Raw genomic sequence first — 21301 nt, 5'->3', positions numbered from 1 at the left:
ATGGCGAATACGGTCAATTTAAACTTACCGTTGATTGACGATAATATGGTCGCAGATGTACCGCGTGATATTAATGCGTTGGCGCAGGCGGTTGATAGCGCAGTAGTAGCCGCGATTGCGGACGTTAGCGTACCGCTTGTGGATGCGGTGAGTAGTACGTCGGTTACGATGGCTCCGACGGCTAACGCGTTGAAGACGGTAAATGATAGCGTTGTTGCGCATAAGGCGGATTATATAAAGCACATATTGGATGGCACCTCACATGTATACTATGCGGATGATACAGGGACAGCTAACGCAAAAGTAGTTGTAATAAGTGCTGCTGTGGCTACTTTAAAAAAGGGGTTAGGAATATCATTTACAAACAATGTTTTAAATACAGGGGCAGTAACTATTAATGTGAATGGTTTGGGTGTGAAAGCAGTTCTGAAATCTAATGGATTGGCAATGGTAAGCGGAAATCTAAAGGCGAATAGCGTTTACACATTGCGATATAATGGTACGTCTTTTATCTTACAGGGTGAAGGAGGTGAGTATGGAACAGCAATTGCCACAGATGTATTGGCAGGGAAGACACTCGGAACAGACGCGGGGATTATATCAGGAACGATGGTCAATAATGGAGCAGTTACAATTACTCCAAAAGAGGCAGTTCAAGTTATACCGAAAGGTTATCATGACGGTAATGGTAATGTGGCGTCTGGTTATACTATTACAAATTCTACTATTACTGTACCTAGTAATAGTTATCTAGATGTTTTCCCTGCTAGTGGTAAAACTAGAATTATATCAGCCTCTTTTTATAATACAGGTCGGGCTACCAATCTTGGTTATTCCGTCGTTACTGAGTTTACTAGAAGGGCGGCTGATGTTAACTATGGTATAATATCCTCTCATTCTTATGAAAGGGTAACGTTCTATTCTGGTACAGATGGCGCGCAGACTTATAACTATTCAATGATATCAAATTAGAATGGGAGTGACTGAAAATGTTAGCTAAAGAATGGTTAGAAAAAAATTATTATATATCTGACAGCTCGGCTATGGGTAGGGTTATAGTTTGGGGTAACGAGCAAGGATACTATGGTATTTATACACCTATTATTAAATTCATTGAAATGTTCGGCGATGCTATCCAGAACGCACTAGATAATGGCGAAGATGTTAAACAAGGAATTCGAGATAGTGACCCTGAAAATCTTTTAGGGTTCAAGGATCTCTTGTGATACCCGACGAAAACGGATAACCGATAGAAACAGTTTAGTGAACAGCAGGACGATTATACGCAACATCAACAACGCCGCGCAGGCGTATTTTTATGTCTACGCAGGCTACACGGAGGTGACACGGATTGGAACAAGCGCTATGGGAAGTGGTAGCAAAGAACGGAATATTTGCGGTAATGGCGTTCGTCATCGCGTATGTACTATGGAAAGAAATGCGGAGGATGTCGGATGAAGCGCGCCTACGTGAAGAACGCATTAGCTCGGAAGCTAAGACGGAGCGCGACCGGATGCACTCGGAAGCACTCGTACGGGAAGACCGCTTGATGACGTTGGCGGAGGATTTAACGGGACGCTTCGAAATGCTCGCGGGACAATACGAATCTCTATCGCTCGATGTACACGAAATTAAAACGCGGGTTTCTCCGCGATAAGGGAGCGCTAATATGACGTTAACACTCGAATATGTACGTAGCAAGTCCGCGGCACGATTGAGCGGACTATTACCCGTTGTTAAATGCGCGGCGGAAACGCTAATCGACCGTTGCTATGCGCGCGGCGTTTCAATTGTTATCGTACAGGGATTGCGGACCATCGCGGAGCAAGACGCACTCTACGCGCAAGGACGGACGAAGCTGGGCGCGATTGTAACGAACGCACGCGGAGGAACCTCGTTTCATAACTTCGGAGTCGCGATTGACTTCGCGTTACTACTTCCGGACGGACGCTCGGTATCGTGGGATACGAAGCGCAACGGTGATCTCGATTTACTACCGGATTGGGACGAGGTAGTTACAGAGGCTAAACGGATCGGATTCGCGTGGGGCGGAGATTGGCGCAGCTTCGTAGACATGCCGCATTTCGAGATGACATTCGGACTATCGACCGCGCAGTATCGTAACAGTATTCGTCCGGCGAAAGCGCAGATTGACGCGGCGACGGCGGTGATTACGAAATTAACCGAAGGAGACGATGAAGCGATGACGGCAACGGAAAAGGCGGCATTTTGCGCGCTAGAGGACGTAGTAGTGAAGCAAGCGGAACAGATCGCGCAACTAGTAGCTAAGGCGAAGATGAGCGCAATCCCAACGTGGGCGCTAACGTCGTGTGAAGCCGCTAAGAAGGCGGGCGTACTCGATACGACTGCGGATGGTAGTTACGATTTCTACCGCATGATTACCGTGATGAATCGCGTAGGACTATTTACGAAGGAGGCGAAGTAGTATGTACGAAATTGGCGTAGTAGTTGCGGTGATTATCGCGCTCGGCGAGTTCTTCAAGTTATACGTACCCGCGAAGTATTTACCGCTAATATCGATGGCGATCGGACTCGCTGCGGGACTATTGTATATTCCGCACACATCGGTAGCTGACGGGATAATGACGGGGATCATAACGGGACTGGCCGCGTGTAAACTGTATGACGTCGGGAAGTCGGCGGTGGTGAGTGCGAAGAAATAAATGTAAATTAATGCGACCTATTGGCGTAATCTATCGTATAATAACGTATAGACGGCGCTGGTGGGTCGCATTTTCTTTTTATAATAGCGGAGGTGTACATATGGACAAGGCGGTATTTGCGTTAAAGATCGCGATACGAGTAATTGCGCTAGTGTTACTCGGTAATTATTTTATAAAAATAGCAACGGGATACGAGGATTATCTTAACGTAGCGACGCAATCGGAAGGGTTACAGGTATTAGCGGATCAAGGCAGTTACCTAGTATATTACGTAGTTACCGGAGTCAGAGCGTTAATAGTCGGACTTATATGGATTGCGTTAGAGGTTGCGCTTAAAGGCGTTAAGGATGACGAGGACGTAGACGTGGGGATAGCCGGAACGGTAGTTACAACCACGGATTTAAAAACATAGACACCGTTGATGTGTCGCATTTTCTTTTTTATAAATAGTGGAGGTTGATACATATTAATTCTAATGGGGAAAAATTATTAGGCGTTTTTGTCGCGGCAGTTATTGTATTAGTGATTGCGAGTTATGCGTTACCTGCTCTCACCGAGAGCCAAAAAGACAGAGAGGATAAACCAGTTATATATGCGACTTCGGAACCTGAGCCGGAGATAGTCGAGGTTGCAGAAAAAGTAGTAGATGTTGTTACTTATGTAGTAGGCGAGAGGGTTAAGTTCGGAGATTACGGAATTACTGTAGTGGACGTAACTGCGGTAATTAAGGACGAAGTACGTCATATTGATATTTTAATTGAGGTAGAAAACAAGGGGAAGGAGCCTATAAGAGTAGATAGTAGTTATTTTAAATTACTAGATACTAATGATAGAGAATTTGAGCCCTCTGATTCTTTTAGCTTCGAAGGTGACCCTGTTTTTATGTATGATTCAATAAATCCTGGCTTAAAATTAACGAAAAAAGTAAAGTTTGAGGTACCTACGGACGTCACATCCGCAACGCTCTCCATGAGGGACAACATGTTCGATTTTGGCGCAGAATATACGTTAATCAACTTAGGTGATTTTAAGTAAAAAGGCGCAGATTCGCGGGAATGATTCCGTTGAGTCTGCGCCTTTTTTGCGTTTACTTAATCCTCGTAATCTAATCGCTCCAACGGCGAAAATTTCCGATGCTGTTTAGCAATGTCTGTACTAAAAATTGATACGTATGTTTGCGCCATCTCTAACGTAGTGTGTCCGAGTATCTTCTGTAGTGTAAACGCGTCCCCGCCGTTCATGATATAAAGCTTTGCAAACGTGTGTCTCATCGTGTGAGGGCTTACTCTTACGCCTTTTATGTTCGCCGCAATCCCAAAACGTTGCATATTTTGCTGCATGGTACGTTTCTTCATCGGACTATTATCTATATTGACAAATAAGACATCGTGGTCAAGTAATCCGCGGTACTGTATATACTTCTTAAGTTCCTTCTCCAATTTAGATTGGAAAGGGACATACCGCTCTTTGCGTCCCTTTCCCATTACCTTGATGACGCGTTCTTTCCAAAGGATGTCGGTTACCTTTACGCCTTCAATCTCGGATATGCGGACCCCTGTTTCTAGCAATGTAATTAAAAATACATAATCGCGATATCCCGTAAACGTGGATAAGTCTGGCTGCGATAATAACAACTTGATTTGTTCGCGTGTAAATGTCGGAATAATGTGCCGTTCTGTTTTGAGTAATCGAACATGCTCCGCTGGATTATGGGGTATGTACCCTTCTTCGTGTAGGTGCCGAAGGAATGTCCGCCACCCCTTTAAATTCGTATTGACCGTCGAGTCCATTACTCCGGATTCTTGTTTTGCGAGTATACACGATTTGAAATTATCTTCCGTTATATCTAGCGGACGTTCCACGCCGACTTTGCGGAGAAATTTAACGAGCTCCTTCATCGCGTTTGAGTAGTACGTAATGGATGCGCGACTTAAATTCTTAACGCGACAATCTCGCAGGAACGTTTCGACCGCCGCGTCGTAGTCTAGCGCTTCTAACGGGTATTTACTTTCACCATCTAACATTACTTCTGCTTTAATCAAATTTGGACGTCTAGTCCGTTTAGCCTGCGTCAAGACAAAAACCCCTTCCATCACGATTATTACGCGTAAAAGAGGTGTATGTATTCCGATTATGTATACGTATAGGATAGCGTGAAGCGCACCGCAAGGCTCCGCTATTAAACGCTAATTTCAGCGCCAATTTATCGAAATTATGCGACTGTATTTAGCGGACGAAAACGCCGGAATCCCTTGGTGCGTATGGCTTCCGTAAGGAAACGTGGGAAACTTCGTCACCTGAACCGTGCGCGTCTGCCAATTCCGCCACGACCGCATATTGCGCTGGTTTGTAGCACTTACGTAAGAAATATAATACCACTTTACATTATTTCAAGTCAATGTTCCATGTTTGCAACTTAGGACTATGCACATAAGGATGAATCCACTTATTAATACGGGCATACATATTTACCTCCTCTTACTCAAACACTGACTGAACAAGATAAAAAAGGAGTGGTCTTTATGAAGATAGTGCTTGGTTTGAGGAGATCTCTTAAAATTTCACTATTATGTTGTAGTCTATGTGTGACTTGGAGTCATTCAGCATATGCATTTGAGCCTAATCGTACGCAGGAGCCAAATCCTTTACATCATAAAGTGGCTGTCATTATTGATGATTTTGGCAATGGGCAGAAAGGGACAGATGAAATGCTGTCCATGCCTGTGAAACTAACCGTGGCCGTCATGCCATTCTTAACGACAAGCCACCGTGATGCTGAATTAGCCTATAAGCGAGGATATGACGTGCTTGTGCATATGCCAATGGAACCTAAAAGTGGAAATGTAAGATGGCTCGGCCCTGGTGCAATTACCTCTAATTTAAGCGATGTAGAAATCCGCAAACGTATAGAAGATGCCATTGATGATATTCCACATGCGGTGGGGATGAATAATCATATGGGTTCGCGAATAACGGGAGATGAACGAATCATGACTATTGTGCTACAGATATGTAAGGAGAGAGGGTTAATTTTCGTGGATAGCCACACAAATTACAGATCAGTGGTCAGTAAGCTAGCCACTCAAATGGGCATGCCTGTCATAGAAAATAATATTTTCCTAGATGACGTTCATACCAGTAGTCATATCACCAAACAATTACAGGCAGTAGAAAATTGGGCTATGGAACATGAGATCTGTGTCACGATTGGACATGTTGGGACTCAAGGGGACAAAACAGCTGCCGCATTGAAAAGTCGCATCCCCGATATGAAGAAACGAGTTCAATTTGTTAGTGTTAGTGAGCTGGCTAAAACTAAGGGCTGGACTCCTGCTCCTATACTTCCATCAAATAACCAATAATGGCAGCGGTGATCGACTCTGCGATGACTAATTGTTTACGGGGATTGGTGAGCATGGCTCGATCTTCTGGATTGCTTAAGAAACCAGTCTCGACGATGACAGCTGGGTCTTTAATATAATTAAGGATGTAAAAAGGTTTACCAAGCTTGGGTTGCTGATTAGTCTCATAAAGCAGATTAAGTTGCTGTTGGATGGCATCAGCTAAAAGGTAGCTTCGACCTTCATTCTGGTGTAGGACAAGGGGCCCCCTTTTGCTAGGCGATTTACCCCAATTCACATGAAGGCTAACTACGAGTAACGTTGGAACCTGACGACTTAGCTCTTTGCGCTGTGCCAAATCACGTAGGTGACGTGAAGAACTATGTAGCCAGTGGTTATCATCGCTGAGAGCATAATCGTTGGAACGATTGAGTATGGCGTAATATCCTTTACTCTTTAGTAACATGAATACTTTTAGTGCGATTTTTAAATTGATATCTTTCTCTACAATTTTCTGGAAGGATGTGCCTCCGTCAATGCCTCCATGACCTACATCGATGAGTACAACTTCCTTGGGGAAGGCAGGGTGTACTGGATCTAAAGGGTCATCAGAGAATTTGGCAGCATATAGGGTTGTATTTGAAAGGTATAAGCTTGCTGTAGTCATGATCATGACCAGCAAGGCAACGGTTAAGTGAAATGTTTTTTTTAAATTCATGGTTATTAAATTCTCCTCGTGTATTTAGGTGTCTGATTCAGATAGTGCATTGCATTGTTATATTGTGCAAAAGAAGCTAAAAAATGCATATATGATCCGATAAATTTAAATCATTAAGCGTAATCATTAGTTTTGAGAGCGTAAGGAGGATTTATTTGCAACTCAAAGGTTTAAAAGAAACACGATATGCGCACCCTACGAGTAAGAGCTTCAGTACGGAATCTGAACGTTAAGGAGGGGTAGAGATGGCTGATGATTACAAATTGGTGAAATACATTACAGAGCAAGTTGTCATCTATATGGAGACACCGAAGCAACAAGCCAGTGTCAAAGAAACGTGGTCCACGAAATGGTTCGGTATGATTCCGATTAGTCTAGCGCTATTGAGAGATAAATCAGCAACTCGTTCTGAAAGTGAGCAACAAGCTGAGGAACTCGATGAGTATGTAGCAGAGAAAACAGAGGAACTTATAAGCCATAATGGCTAGTGGGGGAATATTCAAAAGAGCGTAGGCTTCCAATATGGAAGTCTGCGCTCTTTTGAAATGGTGGAAATGGAACTAGTTATTAGTGCGAGTTCAACAAGTCGACTTTTCAGCACCGAGAAGATTGGATGAAGCAAGGGAGTGAGGAGCGGAGCGTAGGCAGTACCTACGTGAGCACCGGAAAGACCGGCTGAATTCAATCTTCGACGTCGATTAGGCCTCTGGATATGCTTCGTGATCAAAAGATGACTTTTTGAACAACCTCTATTAGCCGTTTATCTCAGGCAAAGCCCTGAATTCGCCTTGCTTACGTAATAGGGATAAGGGGATGTAGCGATTCCCACTTAGTCCAGTGCCAACGTATAGAAAGTCCTGTGTATCTTGGTGCATCGAGGACCACTCCTGAAAGCCTGTAATATTAAAGGGACTTCCATAATCGTCGTTACGGTTAGGTGCAGTGAAGATAAGCGAGTTCTGTGATTTCATGTAAGAGGTGAATGCTTGGTTTGTAGGTAAAGGCACCTTAGGAGATGTAATCCATAATAGGTTGTTATAAGGATCCATCTCGGCTGAATAGGATACAGGTGTTGTAGAAGTATGGCTATAATCCGAGCTAGGGATACCATCCTTCGACCAGACCGCTTTATCCGATAAAGATTGGAAGTGGGTGTCTCCCCATGGCAACACATCCAGTGTGAGTGCATTAATATAGACAGCTTCTTTAGTATCAGAAGAGATTTTCCACAATGGTAAAAGAGGGACATATAACGCCTCTACTTTAATCGTGTTTGGAAAGCTAGTAGGAATGATTTCAAGTTGCACCAGAGTCTGGCGCAACATGGTTAAGTTATACGGGATAGAGGGGGCGGAGCCATATTCACTTAGAATATAGCTCTGATCAGGATTGCTCCCATTATCTTTGGCTGACAAGATCAGATAACCTAGGTCCTTCTTTTGGTTCTGGGATATGATCACGAGCCAGCTTCGCGTTCCAGGCCCTAGTGGAAAGTATTGAAGTTCAGCATCCTTCCAGGAAGCAAATGGCTTCTGTGCTGAGAGTTGCTGAATGACGGTTGTTGCAAAAGACTGTAGGGAAACAGGTGTTGATATAAGCGGTGTGGAGATGAACTCATCCGGTCGATTCTGCTCTGGTGCTGGTTTAGCTTGTGCGGTATTCGTTGCGCCAGCTTGAGACATACTGCCGGTTGCAGATAGGAGTTCAAAAGGTAGCATTAGGTTCATACATAGTAAGGCAAGAATAAACTTAGATGTGTAAGGCAAGGATTTCATATAATCCACCTTTCTATTATGGGAACTTCTTACATTGTAAGGGACAGGCTCTAAAAAGGTTGTTACAAGCTGTCATAGAAATAACATGAAGAGAGGGTCTATTTTTGCACTCTTTTAGCGATGAAGGTCAAACGCTCTCTTTTGTATAGAATGAGCTAAAATCTGCGGTGTCGAACTTTATGCTTATGGAGAATAGAAATAACCAGGGGAGGCATCGTTGAAGCCTCATCTTATCTTTAGTGCGCTCTTAGAGTCTCATTTCGGAGGTGAAATAGACCGTAGGTGATGGCAGATACATTGACTTTTGGTTCATATTGCCATGTCATTTCGCTACGTCTGCGCTCGTACTGCTCCTGAATATGGATCTGTTTCTCTTGATCCTGTTCTTTCAGTAAATCTTCATAATAGAAATCAACAACAGCTAATTCATCCTTTAGACGTTCTTTAGCTAGCTCAGCCCAATCATAGTCAAGCAAACTGAGCTTAGATGTTAGATGGGATCGCAACCTATCTGCTGCATTGGATAAGGTTACGGTAGCAGGTTCAATATGAATATTCTCAGGAAGTCGCGGACTTAGCGTAAGCCCTTCCAATAAATGAAAGAAGTTCTCCTTTATGGTTCCACTTAGCAAAGAGATCCCTAAGAAGTGCAATTGTTCTTTCTTAATATCGCAGGCCATTTCTACTTTATAGCAGACAGCTAGCCAAGGTTCATACGCTGCGGAGAATAACATTCGGCGCTGTAAATCGATGGGTTGTTCAAATAAATAGACCGAGCCGCCTTCTTGACGCGCTGCATCCCAAATCTGCTGTAGTCTTCGGCTGCCATAGGTTACATCTTCGCGCGGAATCCTTCCAGGACCGATTCTTGGTACAGCAGGAGCTACTCCGAAATATCTAGATAAAATTCCTTCTTGTTGCACACCGTTTAAAGGTGGGGATGGAATCTCATCAGGTATCTGATAGTGTTCAGGATCAAATACAAAGGTATAAGATAATGTCTCGGGTTCTACACCTACACGCTCAACAAATCCCCAATAATAGGGTCGATTCGTTAAAATTTTGTCAGCTCTAGGTGAAAGTTTAACGGTCACATGATAAGGCGATTTCTCAATAATAAGACATTCTGTCGCCTCCAAATAGGTCATGATCTGCTCCTGCACTTGTTCTTTCGACATACTCATATCAGGCGTCTTCCTCTCTTACCGATTCGAATTCGACTTGCTGCTTCAATTCATCAAGCTTATGACCAAGCGAGCTTACCTTTTGGCGTATTTCCTCATCCGTTTGTGATTCTAGGACGATTTTATATAAGCTTTTCTCAAGGGATTCCTTCTTCTCATAACGTTCCAGAATAACGTCGAGTCCACCAATAACCATCTCAAACATATTAATTTTTTCATGTAGTAAATTGAGAATATGTTCTTCAATGGTTCCTGTAGTGGATAAGTTGTAAATCTTCACATCATTCTTCTGTCCTAATCGATGTACCCTTCCGATCCGCTGTTCAACTCGCATAGGATTCCAAGGGAGGTCGAAGTTGATCATATGGTGACAGAACTGTAAATTGATGCCTTCCCCGCCTGCTTCTGTGGCAATCATAACTTGAACTTTGCCACGAAATAAATCCATCATCCAATCCTTTTTACCACGGTTCATTCCACCACGATAGGGTACACAGGTCAGCCCATGTGTTCGGAAATATTGTAGAAGGTATTCTTGCGTTGCTCGATATTCTGTAAATACGATGACCTTTTCATTCATACCACGGATAAGCTCGATTGTTTTCTCGGCTTTGGTATTGGATTTAATTTCTTTGATCGCGTATACAAGTTCCCATATTTTGGCGCGTAATGGGGAGTCTTCAGCCATTTTCTTGGATAGATTGACTAAAGTGAGGAACACTGCATCACGACTGCTACACACTTCACGTTGAAGTGTGACGAGTGATAACATACTGCTCAAATTACCACCGGCTGCTTGATATTGATCTTTGACAAAAGAAGTCACGCCGTCATACAACGCTTGTTCCTCAGGAGAGAGCTGGAGACTAACATTTTTCACTGTTCTTTTGGTGAAAATCGTGGGTCCCTCACCGCGTCGATTGCGGATCATGACCTTGGAAAGTTCGAGCTTCAGTTGCTCTTCATTCTTAGGAATGCGTTTATCTACAACGAAATTTGTAGAGAAATCACCAGCTCTGCCGAGTTGACCGGGCTTAAGTAATGTAATTAGATTAAATAGTTCACCCAGATTGTTCTGGACGGGTGTTGCTGTTAATAGAAGACAATATTTCTTGCGAAGTCTCTGGATGAACTGGTAATTTGTTGTTTTTTTATTTTTTAACTTGTGTGCTTCATCTATAATGAGCATGTCAAATTCTTGATTAAGGAGGATCTCTTTGTGAGGATCTCTTTTGGCAGTATCTATAGAAGCAACAACGACATCACATTCCCATGAATAGGCCTTCTTCTGGGCTACAGCAGAGATCCCAAATTTACTATTTAGCTCTCGAACCCACTGGAGGACAAGCGAAGCGGGAACCAGGATAAGCACTTTAGAGACGAGGCCTCGGATCATATATTCTTTCAGAATTAGACCTGCTTCAATCGTTTTACCTAGCCCAACTTCATCGGCAAGGATGGCCCGTCCTGACATATCAAAAAGCACTTTACGTGCCGTATCAATCTGGTGGGGTAACGGTGTTAAGTCTTGTAAATATTTCAGACACAATAACTCATCAAAGCTTGTTACTAAGCGGGATTCTTCACCTTGGACTGCAAGTTGAAATAACCTCCAATCGCCCCAAGGTCCTCCTTTATCTAGACGGTTCTCCATATTCTCAACCCAGCTATGATCTATGAATAGAGGGATAGGGAGACCTTGCATTGATGTCATGGGTTCAACATGTGGAATATCCATAGATGTAGCCTCCTTAACATGGTTAGTTTCAGTAGTATGCACGTAAGTATTCAAATTCATAACTTAAAAGAGGAAAAAAAGAGATTGCTCGGGTAGAGGGGTAATAGATTGGTTGATATGTATAGAAGTCATTCCTTATTTTTATTGAAGATAGTTCATTGATTTGGTAGTGCCTATAATTTTGCTCTATAATGGGTTAACATGCTTAGGATAGGGGAGTAGTAGAAATGATAGAGAAGGCAATGTTTGCAGGAGGTTGCTTCTGGTGCATGGTGTCACCGTTTGAAGAGTTGGCTGGGATTCATGGGATTGTATCAGGTTATACGGGGGGAACGAATGTGAACCCTACCTATGAGGATGTCAAAACAGGAACGACAGGACACTACGAAGTTGTACAGATCACGTTCGATCCAGCAATTTTCCCTTATGAGAAGCTACTTGAGTTATATTGGCCGCAAATTGATCCTACCGATGATGGAGGGCAGTTTCAGGATCGAGGAACGCAATATCGGACGGCGATATTTTATTATAATGAAGAACAGAAGGAAGCGGCATTCGCCTCTATGGAGGAAGTAGCTAAGAGTGGAAGGTTCACTGGTTCCATCGTTACTGAAATTATACCGGCACAGACATTCTACGTTGCAGAGGATTATCACCAGGATTTCCATAAAAAGAACCCCAAGCACTATAAGAAAGATCGTGAACAATCCGGGAGAGATGAGTTTATTGATACGTACTGGGATATTTGATAAGCAAGGGCTTCAAACCTATACTTGTGAATAGAGTAAAAAGACAGATGGCAAACGACGCTATTCTGTCTTTTTTAATTAGAATTGAAGATTAAACACCCTAAATCTTCATGTGTGAAAAAGAGGATTTCAAGTAGCATATGAAGAAGAACTGTTAGATACTGTCGGTTTTTGAAGAATATGCACGAGAGATAGTATTAATTTTCGACAGATATCATATTTTCAGTTTAAGGATGTGTACAAATGGATTTTATATTTCTGATGTATCTACTACTTCTTGTGGGCAGTATCGTTATTCCAATAGTTTGTTATAAGAAATATAGAGTGAGCTCGGTCATTTTTATTGTTATTCATGGTATGTTAATTGTGGGTGGTGTGCTTCTATGGATGTGGACCTCAGGGAATGCCTATGTGATACTAATCTTAATCTTATTATCTATTCCAATGTATGTTGCAGCTTATATCTCCTTGATTGTTGAATTTATCATTAAAAATAGAAGTGTGCAGGAGTAAGTTATCTTATCTTGTTTAATTCTTATCAATAATCTAGAAGAGAAATGAGTTGATGACATGATGAGGAAAGTTATTCTAGCAGGTGGAACGGGTTTTGTAGGAACTTATTTTGATGAACAATTTAAACGTCTCGGTTACGACGTAAAGATCATATCAAGACAAGTGGGAAATATTTCATGGGAGAGTCATGACGAAATCGCAGAAGCGCTAGAAAATTCCGAGATGTTAATCAATTTAGCGGGAAAATCAGTGGACTGTCGATATAATCATAAGAACAAAGAAGAAATACTTAAGTCAAGAACAGAGACAACTAGCTTACTAGGAAATGCAATATTAGAATGCAACAATCCACCTTCATTATGGATTAACTCTAGTACAGCTACGATTTATAGACATGCCGAAGATCGACCTATGTCCGAAGACCATGGAGAGATTGGATCAGGGTTCTCAGTTGACGTAGCGAAAGAATGGGAGCGAGCATTCTTTTCTTGTGAACTACCCCACACTCGGCAAGCCGCCTTAAGAATAGCGATTGTATTAGGCAAAAACGGTGGTGTTATGAAGCCGTTCACAAACTTAGTCAGATTTGGACTGGGGGGCGTTCAAGGTTCTGGAAACCAACGTTTTAGTTGGATTCATATCGAAGATTTATTTGATATTATTCTTTTCCTTAGGGAGAGAGAAGAGTTGGACGGCGTATTTAATTGTTCTTCACCTCATCCTGTGACCAATCGGGATCTAATGGAACAATTACGTAAAACGATGAATGTAAAGGTGGGACTTCCTTCTCCAAAATGGATGCTAGAAATGGGTGCGTTGTTAATTAAAACAGAGACTGAATTGATTTTAAAGAGTCGTTGGGTTATTCCAGAGCGGTTGGAGAGGGAAGGTTATACATTTAAGTTCGATACAATCAATACGGCACTTGAGCAGATCATAGTAGCGAACTAGAAAGCTAGATGAACTCACCTAGTGGTGTTAGAAACAATTTATGACGAGAACAAAGATCAAGAGTATGGAGGAATATATGCGGTTTATGGCACAACTTAAGAAGATTAGCTTGATAGATATTATTTTAATTCTACTGTGTCTGGGTTATTTGATTATGTTTGGGAATCAATTCGGGGTTAAGTTAGTATGGGGTGTAAGTTTGATCATTATGGTTCTAAGAAGAATTGATTTAAGAAAACATGTGATGTTAAGGAGAATGCTGATTGCATGTTCCTTGATCTTGGGTATTTCATTCATAATCATTGAATCATTCATCATATCAGAGCTTGGTAGTCATGATAGTGAGATTTCGGATGTGGATTATATAGTTATTTTAGGTGCAGGGATTAAAGGATCGGAATTGTCTCTCACATTGCAGCAAAGATTAGATATGAGTCTGACGTATGCAAATAAGGAGAAGGACATACCGATTATTGTATCAGGTGGTCAAGGTCCAGGGGAAAGTATTACTGAAGCTGAAGCGATGAGTAACTATTTAATAAGTAAAGGCATCTCTAAGGAGCGAATTATTCTAGAAAGTAAATCTACAAGTACGCAAGAAAATCTATTGTTCTCGCAGGCAATTATGAATGAAAAGGGATTAAAGGATCTTTCAATCATGATTGTTACAAGTGACTACCATATGCACCGCGCGAAATTAATAGCTAAAAAAACAGGTTTTGATGTCTACGGCATGTCTAGTAAGTCGCCTGGATATCTAAAGCCTATAAATATGATTAGAGAGTATCTCGCTACAATTAAAACATTCTTATAGTACACAAAAGGACTGCTTGTGCTTCATCTATTCGATGATGCACAAGCAGTCCTTTTTCAAAATACCTTAGTTAGTTCTTTAGTTTGTCCCAAGCTTCTTGCATACTTGTTTCCCACTGTTGTACGTCAGCTTGTCCGGCAACATATTTCTGAATAACGCTACCGAATTCTTGAGCTACACCATCAGGAAATTTAGAGGATTGAAGACCGATAATTTTGTCTGCATCGATGTATTTGTACAGCTCGGTACCAATATCGCCCATTTGTTCAGGAGTAGCTTTGATTGTAGACAATGCTGGAATAAATTTAAATTTATCCACGATATATTCTTTACCCATATCAGAAGTTACGAGCCAGTTCAGGAACGTTTTCGCTTCTTCTTTGGAATCGGATTCTTTGTTGATCACAAGGTTAGCCGGAACACCAATTGTTAGTTTGTCACTTTCATCTGCATTATCGCTAAGTGGCATTGGCAATACGCCGATGTTTAGATCAGGATTGATACCATCGATCATGGTTTGTGCCCAGTTACCTTCTTGCATCATGGCTGCTTCACCATTTGCGAACAACGTAACTTGTGTATTATAGTCTGTGGTTAACGGATTTTTGTTTCCGTAATCAACAGTAAGCTTCATCAATTTGGCAAAGTTATCAAATTTCTCATTACCTACGATGGAAGCCGAACCGTCGTTCAGACCTTGAATAAATGCGTCTGTATCTGGTTGCTGTGCAAAAGCTACGCTGATCCCTTGGTTACCCATCAGCCACCATTCTTGATAAGCGTTGGCAAAAGGAGTGATCCCAGCTGCTTGAAGTGTTTTCGCAGCAGCTTCTAGCTCAGTGTAAGTTTTTGGAGTTTCAGTAATACCTACTTTAGCAAACAAATCCTTATTATAGATGTATCCGTAGCCTTCAAGGTTCATTGGCATACCGTATACTTTACCATCTTTGGTCATAGGCTCAGCTGCCAAAGGAATTAGATCCTTAACCCATGGTTGATCACTTACATCTTCGAGTTTATCCAACCACATTTCCATTTCGTTATATCCGCCGTTAGAGAAAATATCAGGAGCGTCGCCAGAAGCGAATTTCGTTTTCAGGGATGCTGCGTAGTCCGCACCACCACCGACAGTTTGAATATCAAGTTTGATGTTAGGATATTCTTTTTCAAACTCTACTTTTAGCTCATTAAGACCTTGAACAATCTCGGTTTTAAATTGAAATATTGTTACCGTTTTCACTTTGTCGCTTGAAGTAGCGTTACTACTATTATCACTCTTCGTGTTATTGTTACCACCACAGGCTGCTAGAACCAGTGACATTACCAACAAAACAGATACTAATAATGTTGCAGACTTTTTGATCTTCATTTCTATTTCCCCCTTGACTGATTGTAAAATGATGTGACTTTATATTGGAACGGCCACCCGGTTGATGAGTACCGGATGAGCCGAAGTTCCTAGCATTAGAAAAACTAATGTTAACCTTTAACTGAACCAGCTGCAATTCCTTCTACAATATAACGCTGTAACAACAGGAAGAAGATGATGACAGGTGTAATACCAAGTACAAGTGCCGGAAGGGCGATATCCCATTGCTTCGTATATTGTCCGAAGAAAGCGTATGTTGCAAGTGGAATGGTACGCATCTCAGGTTTTTGTAGAATGAGTGAAGGTAGTAGGTAATCGTTCCATACCCATAGACAGTTCAGTATGATAACGGTCATGAGCATCGGTTTAAGCATCGGTAATACGACGCGGAAGAATACCGTAATCCTTGTACATCCGTCTACCGTTGCTGCTTCTTCAATCTCCAGCGGAATCGATTTCACGAAGCCGTGGAATAGAAATACCGACATTGGAGCCCCAAGCCCCAGATAGGTAAGAATCAGTCCGGTTCTACTATTGTTGACCCCAAGCACATTGATCACTTTCAGTAGCGGAATCATGATCGATTGAAAGGGAATAACCATAGCAGCTACGAACAGGAAGAATAGAACTTTATTAAAAGTCGTATCGGATCTCACCATTTGGTAGGCGCCCATTGCCGCAAATAATGCCATGAGTACTACACTTACTAAAGTAATGCCAAACGAGTTGGCGAAGGCTTCTGGAAAGCGGGTAAGTTCCCATGCTTTGGTGTAGTTCTCCCACTGGAATACGGCAGGCCAGCTAGCCGAGTTCGTCATAATATCTCCGAACGGCTTCACTGAGTTCGCGAATAGAAAGTAGAACGGTACAAGAAACAACAGAGCGACAAGGGCCATCAGTATTTCAGTGATGAATAAGCGTCCGCTATATTTTTTTTGCATACCCATTATGCCTCTACCTCCTTACTCTTGGTCAGGCGAACCTGAATCATGGTGATGACCGCTACTACGATGAAGAACAATAGTGATTTCGCCGTACCGAGTCCGTATCGGTTATTCTGGAACGCTTCAACGTAGACGTTCATAGCTACCGATTCTGTTGATTTGAAAGGTCCACCTTTGGTTAGTGACAAGTTGAGATCAAACATCTTGAACGCCCACGAAATGGCTAGGAAGAGGCAAATCGTTACAGCAGGCATGATTAGCGGAATAATAATACTGCGCAACATTTGCCAAGTGTTTGCTCCGTCAAGTTCAGCTGCTTCCATGACCTCAGTAGGTACGTTAGTCAGAGATGAGATATAGACAACCATTAGATAACCTGCGGACTGCCATACGAATACGATGGTGATGCCCCAGAATCCTGTTGTCGAATCACCTAACCATGGAAGGTTAAAGAATGACCAACCGGTTAGATCGCCTAGTGTTGAGAACCCTTTGATGAAAATAAACTGCCAGATAAAACCTAACAGCAGACCCCCAATGACATTCGGCATAAAGAAGACCGTACGCAACACGTTACGTAGCTTCAAACCTTTGGTCAGGAAGTAAGCTAGGAAGAAACCAACGACATTGGTTAGAATTACGCCTACAATGGTAAAGCGTACTGTGAATCCGAAGGATTTCCAGAAATCAGAATCATTCGTAAAGATTTGAGTAAAGTTCTTAAAACCTACCCAGTTAACTGTACCTGCTACCCCGTTCCAATCTGTGAACGAGTAGTACATGCCAAGCAGAAATGGAATAATCATAATTAAAGTGAAAAATATGAGAACCGGGCCTACAAATATAAGTTGCGGCACCCATTTCGACTTTTTGTGGTTGTTCATCCTGCACCCCTCTTTCTTTCTACTGGAGAACTGTTGTATTTTTATTATGCGACTTATGAAGAAGGTTAAACACCTACGCAGGTGAACTCAAAGGTGTAATTTATTGATCGGAAGAGGTGTATCCCTATGAAATGGAACAGAATACGTACGAAATTGATTGTATTTATGTTAATTGCTGTTACGATACCCATAGTAGCTACAATGCTTATTACCTATTCTTATACGACGAAATCCCTAATTTCACGGTCCATAGATGAGAATGCCAATCTGCTATATCAAGGACAAAGGAATCTCAGCGCTCTGCTGCAGGATTTGAACCGAACTTCGACCACGGTGTATTCCAATACGGAGTTCTTCCGACTATTGAAGAGTGGGTATGAAGACGCACAGAGCAGTGCGCGGATGTTCGCAGGATTATCCTATATTGCTACATCCATCCCTGATATTTATCAGGTCTATTTATATGAAACCAAGAGCCGTAAGGCAACGCTAGTCACCCTAAACACACCCAAAAGAAATATGGGTGTGGATGTTTTCCCAGAGGCAGCCGTTGAAGGTTCCAAGAGTACATCGATACAAAAGACTCATATGAGTAACACATACGGACTTGGTGAAATTCAGCCGTATTATCCAGCAGAACCGGTATTTACGCTACACCGCCGAATTGAGCAGATCCCCTCCACGGATGCCATAGGTTACTTATCTATTGACGTGAAGCTGTCTGCACTTAGCGATATTACAGAGCAGTTATACCAGAAAGAACGTGAGAATGTTTATATTGTTGATGCCAATGGAAGTATCGTCTATAGCGATGATACCGAACAACTAGGATCGACGATGAAGGAAAAGTGGTACACCGAACATATTGTGGGAGCAGAAGAGAGTGCTGGGAACTTCGAGAGTGACAATGCCATATTTGTCTATCAGCATCTGAACATGGCCGGGGCTGATTGGACACTTGTGAAACAGATCCCTGTACCCTATCTCATTCGTGAAGCAAACAAGGCTGTAGCCATCAATCTACTGTTGTTGGGGATTTCCTTAATCATAATAGCAGCCGCTTCAGTAGTTATTTCTATCAAAATAACCGCTCCCATCAAACAGCTTAGTCGTTACATTAATCAGGTGCAGACGGGTAAAATGGACATTAATATCAAAGATGTAAGTAACGATGAAATCGGGCTGGTTATGACGCAGTTTGGGAGTATGATGGATACGATCAACAACTTGATCCTAAGCGAGTACAAGCTGGAGTTGTCCAACAAAACAAATCAGTTGAGGGCCCTTCAGGCGCAGATTAATCCTCACTTTTTGAATAACACCTTACAAATTATCGGTACGCTCGCGCTTGAAATGAATGTTCCGCGAATATACGCACTGTTGTCTGCTCTTGGGAAAATGATGCATTACAGTATGCATAATAATGAAAAAACAGTGACGCTGAAGGATGAGCTGGAGCATGTCAAAGCTTATGTTGAGCTGCAAAAGGAACGGTTTGAAAACAAATTCAGTTTCAGTTACGATGTAGAGGAATCTTTATTACGGGCGCCGATGCCGAAAATGATATTACAACCCATTGTGGAGAATTACTTCAAGCACGGGATGGATCGTACACGATCGGATGGATTCCTCTTGCTCAAGGTTAAAGGATTAGCTGACGGATGGATACAAATCGACATTGAAAACAATGGAGCTCAGATATCTGAAACCCGTCTAGAAAGACTGAAATGGGAGCTGCACAGCACCGATAACATATACAGGTTTGTCCAAGGTGACGCGGTCAGAGAAGCTTCTGATACTTCAGGTATCGGACTTGTAAATGTTCTGACACGGTTACGCATGGTTTGCGGTAACGATACAGTCATGACAGTTGATAATATTGAACCTGTTGGGATTCGCGTTCGTTTGAGAATACAATCTGGATCGGAGCGTGAGGCATAAGTGAGAGCGTTAATAGTAGATGACGAAGCTAGGGTTAGAAAAGCCGTGCGCCTGCTGGTAGATTGGGAGCGGCATGGTATAGATGTAATAGAGGAAGCTGAAAGTGGTACGCAAGCGATTGAATGTATTCGTACCCTGAAACCTGCTATCGTTATCATGGATATGATGATGGAAAAGGGAAATGGTGTAGAGTTGATGACATGGGTCAGCGAATTTGCTGCTAGTGTTAAATTTATAGTTGTTAGTGGACATGATGACTTTGATTTCGTTAGACATACGGTTCGCCACGGCGGAATTGATTATATTCTGAAGCCGATAGATCCCGAAGCGATCAATACGGCGGTTTCTAAAGCGGTCACGGCTTGGAATCATGAGGAGCAGGAACGCCATACTCAGCAGAAACAGAATATCCAGCTGAACGAGTTCAAGCCGATTTACGGGGAGCGTCTGCTCTCCTCCTTGATAGACGAGCCTATGACTGCTGAGGCTTCACTCCGTAGATTACGTCTCGAAGGTGTTATACCAGATCGTGCCGTGTCTGCACGCCTATTACTACTGCAAATGGATGTTGGTGATAGCCCACTTTTACAGCGGTTTGGTAATGACAATGATCTACTATACTATGCCATTATGAACATTTGTAATGAGTTTCTGTTGATTAGGAAACGTGGCGTTGCATTTCGTTATTGGGGCGCTCCAACTGAGATTGCCATCATTTTGTGGGATCAGCCGGAGGCGGCTAAAGAACTCATCTCAGATATTAATCAAGGGCTATTCCATACCCTTCAACGTCGGATACATTTGGGCATGGGTAGTACGGGCGCACTGCCACAAAGCCTGCCTGCTCAGTACGCAGAAGCAGCTACTGCGCTACGACGTCGTAATCTACTGAATCCAGAAGAGTATGTGCACAGTAGTACTGACGATAATACTTCTGTAAAGGGCTTGTTCGCAAATATGAGCGATGATTGGCGAACGTCTGTTATGAGCGGTCAGCCGGCTCTGCTAGAGGGAACGTCTAAGCGCTGGATCGATGAGTTAACTCGCTGCGGGGTCGTGACTCCGGAGATACTCTCTTCTTGGAGAGCTGATGCTATATTATTCCGTTCGCAACTGCTACGTGAGCATATTGGTGATGATGCCGAAAGTGCTATTGCTACGCTCGAGAGCTCAGACTTGCTATACCCTGCGCCCTTTACGAATGGTTACTCCTTTTCTCTGTTCTCCTGGCGTGACTGGTCGTACTCCTTCATGCAGCGTCTATCACAGGAGCTACTCTCACGGCAAGGTAGTGAGTACAAGACGATGAATCAGATCGTCAAATATATTGAGCATCATTACCAATCTGAACTGTCACTACAAGAAGTCGCGCAACATTTCTCTGTTAGTCGGGAATATATTTCACGTAAATTCAAGCAGGAGCTGGGTATCAACTTCTCAGACTATATCGCAAAGTATAGGATTGATAAGGCCAAGCTACTCCTGCAGAATCCACATTTCAAAATTTCACAAATATCCGAGATGGTTGGTTTCCGGGACGTGAAATATTTCAGTAAGGTGTTCAAGAAACAAGAGGGAGTTACGCCGCAAGGATACCGTAGACTATTACTTATCTATAAATTATAAAAAGGGAAGCACCTAGACACGACATCTGTGTCAAAGGTGCTTCTATCTTTGTTAAAAGTAAGAATAATTC

General features: G+C 42.5%; 24 protein-coding genes. 16 read left to right on the top strand and 8 right to left on the bottom strand.

The window, feature by feature from the left end:
• From J2T13_RS00655 to J2T13_RS00620, 8 genes are all read left to right on the top strand, one after another.
• Positions 1-972 carry a tail fiber protein gene (locus J2T13_RS00655; protein ID WP_429367362.1) on the top strand — a complete coding sequence of 324 codons (972 nt, stop codon included), beginning with the start codon at positions 1-3 and terminating at the stop codon, positions 970-972.
• Between the two features lie 17 nt (positions 973-989).
• Positions 990-1226 (top strand): hypothetical protein, encoded by a 237-nt coding sequence (locus J2T13_RS00650; RefSeq protein WP_429367360.1) that lies wholly within the window; start codon positions 990-992, stop codon positions 1224-1226.
• Between the two features lie 37 nt (positions 1227-1263).
• Positions 1264-1458, top strand: a complete 195-nt coding sequence (locus tag J2T13_RS00645; RefSeq protein ID WP_429367358.1) for a hypothetical protein — start codon at positions 1264-1266, stop codon at positions 1456-1458.
• Entirely contained in the window at positions 1439-1657 is a 219-nt protein-coding gene (locus J2T13_RS00640) for a hypothetical protein (RefSeq protein ID WP_429367356.1), read from the top strand. The genes J2T13_RS00645 and J2T13_RS00640 overlap by 20 nt, the downstream gene beginning before the upstream one ends.
• A gap of 12 nt (positions 1658-1669) precedes the next feature.
• Positions 1670-2446 carry a M15 family metallopeptidase gene (locus tag J2T13_RS00635; protein ID WP_429367354.1) on the top strand — a complete coding sequence of 259 codons (777 nt, stop codon included), beginning with the start codon at positions 1670-1672 and terminating at the stop codon, positions 2444-2446.
• 94 nt (positions 2447-2540) lie between these two features.
• Positions 2541-2684, top strand: coding sequence for a hypothetical protein (locus J2T13_RS00630; RefSeq protein ID WP_429367352.1), 144 nt, complete (start codon positions 2541-2543; stop codon positions 2682-2684).
• 100 nt (positions 2685-2784) lie between these two features.
• A complete protein-coding gene (locus J2T13_RS00625; protein ID WP_429367350.1) occupies positions 2785-3096 on the top strand; it encodes a hypothetical protein in 312 nt (103 codons plus the stop codon).
• Positions 3097-3206: 110 nt separating this feature from the next.
• On the top strand, positions 3207-3719 hold the full coding sequence (locus J2T13_RS00620) for a DUF4352 domain-containing protein (protein WP_429367348.1): 513 nt from the start codon (positions 3207-3209) through the stop codon (positions 3717-3719).
• Between the two features lie 56 nt (positions 3720-3775).
• On the opposite strand, the gene J2T13_RS00615 is transcribed toward J2T13_RS00620, so the two are convergent.
• Positions 3776-4759: a tyrosine-type recombinase/integrase gene (locus tag J2T13_RS00615; protein ID WP_429367346.1), complete on the bottom strand. Its 984-nt coding sequence runs from the start codon at positions 4757-4759 to the stop codon at positions 3776-3778.
• 447 nt (positions 4760-5206) lie between these two features.
• Between J2T13_RS00615 and J2T13_RS00610 the strand changes: the two genes are divergently transcribed.
• A complete protein-coding gene (locus J2T13_RS00610) occupies positions 5207-6046 on the top strand; it encodes a divergent polysaccharide deacetylase family protein (protein WP_429367344.1) in 840 nt (279 codons plus the stop codon).
• On the opposite strand, the gene J2T13_RS00605 is transcribed toward J2T13_RS00610, so the two are convergent.
• Complete coding sequence (locus J2T13_RS00605) at positions 6021-6743, bottom strand: N-acetylmuramoyl-L-alanine amidase (protein WP_429367342.1); 723 nt, start codon at positions 6741-6743, stop codon at positions 6021-6023. The genes J2T13_RS00610 and J2T13_RS00605 overlap by 26 nt on opposite strands.
• Before the next feature lie 245 nt (positions 6744-6988).
• On the opposite strand from J2T13_RS00605, the gene J2T13_RS00600 reads away from it, so the two are divergent.
• Positions 6989-7231, top strand: coding sequence for a YqzE family protein (locus tag J2T13_RS00600; protein ID WP_429367340.1), 243 nt, complete (start codon positions 6989-6991; stop codon positions 7229-7231).
• 264 nt (positions 7232-7495) lie between these two features.
• Here the strand turns inward: J2T13_RS00600 and J2T13_RS00595 are convergent, their stop codons facing one another.
• The 3 genes from J2T13_RS00595 to J2T13_RS00585 all read right to left on the bottom strand — a co-directional run bounded on the left by J2T13_RS00595 (position 7496) and on the right by J2T13_RS00585 (position 11440).
• A complete protein-coding gene (locus J2T13_RS00595) occupies positions 7496-8518 on the bottom strand; it encodes a hypothetical protein (RefSeq protein ID WP_429367338.1) in 1023 nt (340 codons plus the stop codon).
• A 236-nt stretch (positions 8519-8754) separates the two neighbouring features.
• On the bottom strand, positions 8755-9702 hold the full coding sequence (locus J2T13_RS00590) for a YqhG family protein (protein ID WP_429367336.1): 948 nt from the start codon (positions 9700-9702) through the stop codon (positions 8755-8757).
• Position 9703: 1 nt separating this feature from the next.
• On the bottom strand, positions 9704-11440 hold the full coding sequence (locus J2T13_RS00585; RefSeq protein ID WP_429367334.1) for a DEAD/DEAH box helicase: 1737 nt from the start codon (positions 11438-11440) through the stop codon (positions 9704-9706).
• A gap of 230 nt (positions 11441-11670) precedes the next feature.
• Here J2T13_RS00585 and msrA point away from each other — a divergent pair, with 230 nt between their 5' ends.
• The 4 genes from msrA to J2T13_RS00565 all read left to right on the top strand — a co-directional run bounded on the left by msrA (position 11671) and on the right by J2T13_RS00565 (position 14467).
• Positions 11671-12189, top strand: a complete 519-nt coding sequence (gene msrA, locus J2T13_RS00580; protein ID WP_429367778.1) for a peptide-methionine (S)-S-oxide reductase MsrA — start codon at positions 11671-11673, stop codon at positions 12187-12189.
• A 243-nt stretch (positions 12190-12432) separates the two neighbouring features.
• Complete coding sequence (locus J2T13_RS00575) at positions 12433-12702, top strand: hypothetical protein (protein ID WP_429367332.1); 270 nt, start codon at positions 12433-12435, stop codon at positions 12700-12702.
• 57 nt (positions 12703-12759) lie between these two features.
• Positions 12760-13653, top strand: coding sequence for a TIGR01777 family oxidoreductase (locus J2T13_RS00570; protein WP_429367330.1), 894 nt, complete (start codon positions 12760-12762; stop codon positions 13651-13653).
• Positions 13654-13729: 76 nt separating this feature from the next.
• Complete coding sequence (locus J2T13_RS00565; protein ID WP_429367328.1) at positions 13730-14467, top strand: YdcF family protein; 738 nt, start codon at positions 13730-13732, stop codon at positions 14465-14467.
• Positions 14468-14537: 70 nt separating this feature from the next.
• Here the strand turns inward: J2T13_RS00565 and J2T13_RS00560 are convergent, their stop codons facing one another.
• The 3 genes from J2T13_RS00560 to J2T13_RS00550 form a co-directional block, all read right to left on the bottom strand.
• Positions 14538-15836, bottom strand: coding sequence for an ABC transporter substrate-binding protein (locus J2T13_RS00560; RefSeq protein ID WP_429367326.1), 1299 nt, complete (start codon positions 15834-15836; stop codon positions 14538-14540).
• 110 nt (positions 15837-15946) lie between these two features.
• Positions 15947-16783, bottom strand: a complete 837-nt coding sequence (locus J2T13_RS00555) for a carbohydrate ABC transporter permease (RefSeq protein ID WP_429367324.1) — start codon at positions 16781-16783, stop codon at positions 15947-15949.
• Complete coding sequence (locus J2T13_RS00550; RefSeq protein WP_429367322.1) at positions 16783-17664, bottom strand: carbohydrate ABC transporter permease; 882 nt, start codon at positions 17662-17664, stop codon at positions 16783-16785. The genes J2T13_RS00555 and J2T13_RS00550 overlap by 1 nt, the downstream gene beginning before the upstream one ends.
• Positions 17665-17790: 126 nt before the next feature.
• Here J2T13_RS00550 and J2T13_RS00545 point away from each other — a divergent pair, with 126 nt between their 5' ends.
• Both J2T13_RS00545 and J2T13_RS00540 read left to right on the top strand, forming a co-directional pair.
• Positions 17791-19605 carry a cache domain-containing sensor histidine kinase gene (locus J2T13_RS00545; protein ID WP_429367320.1) on the top strand — a complete coding sequence of 605 codons (1815 nt, stop codon included), beginning with the start codon at positions 17791-17793 and terminating at the stop codon, positions 19603-19605.
• Positions 19606-21231: a response regulator transcription factor gene (locus J2T13_RS00540; protein WP_429367318.1), complete on the top strand. Its 1626-nt coding sequence runs from the start codon at positions 19606-19608 to the stop codon at positions 21229-21231.
• The last annotated feature ends 70 nt before the right edge of the window (positions 21232-21301 follow it).

The organism is Paenibacillus sp. DS2015 (assembly GCF_050433705.1).
Classification (GTDB): Bacteria; Bacillota; Bacilli; order Paenibacillales; family Paenibacillaceae; genus Paenibacillus_AQ.
The sequence above is the reverse complement of the archived record's forward strand: the minus strand, read 5'-3'. Positions and strand labels throughout refer to the sequence as shown.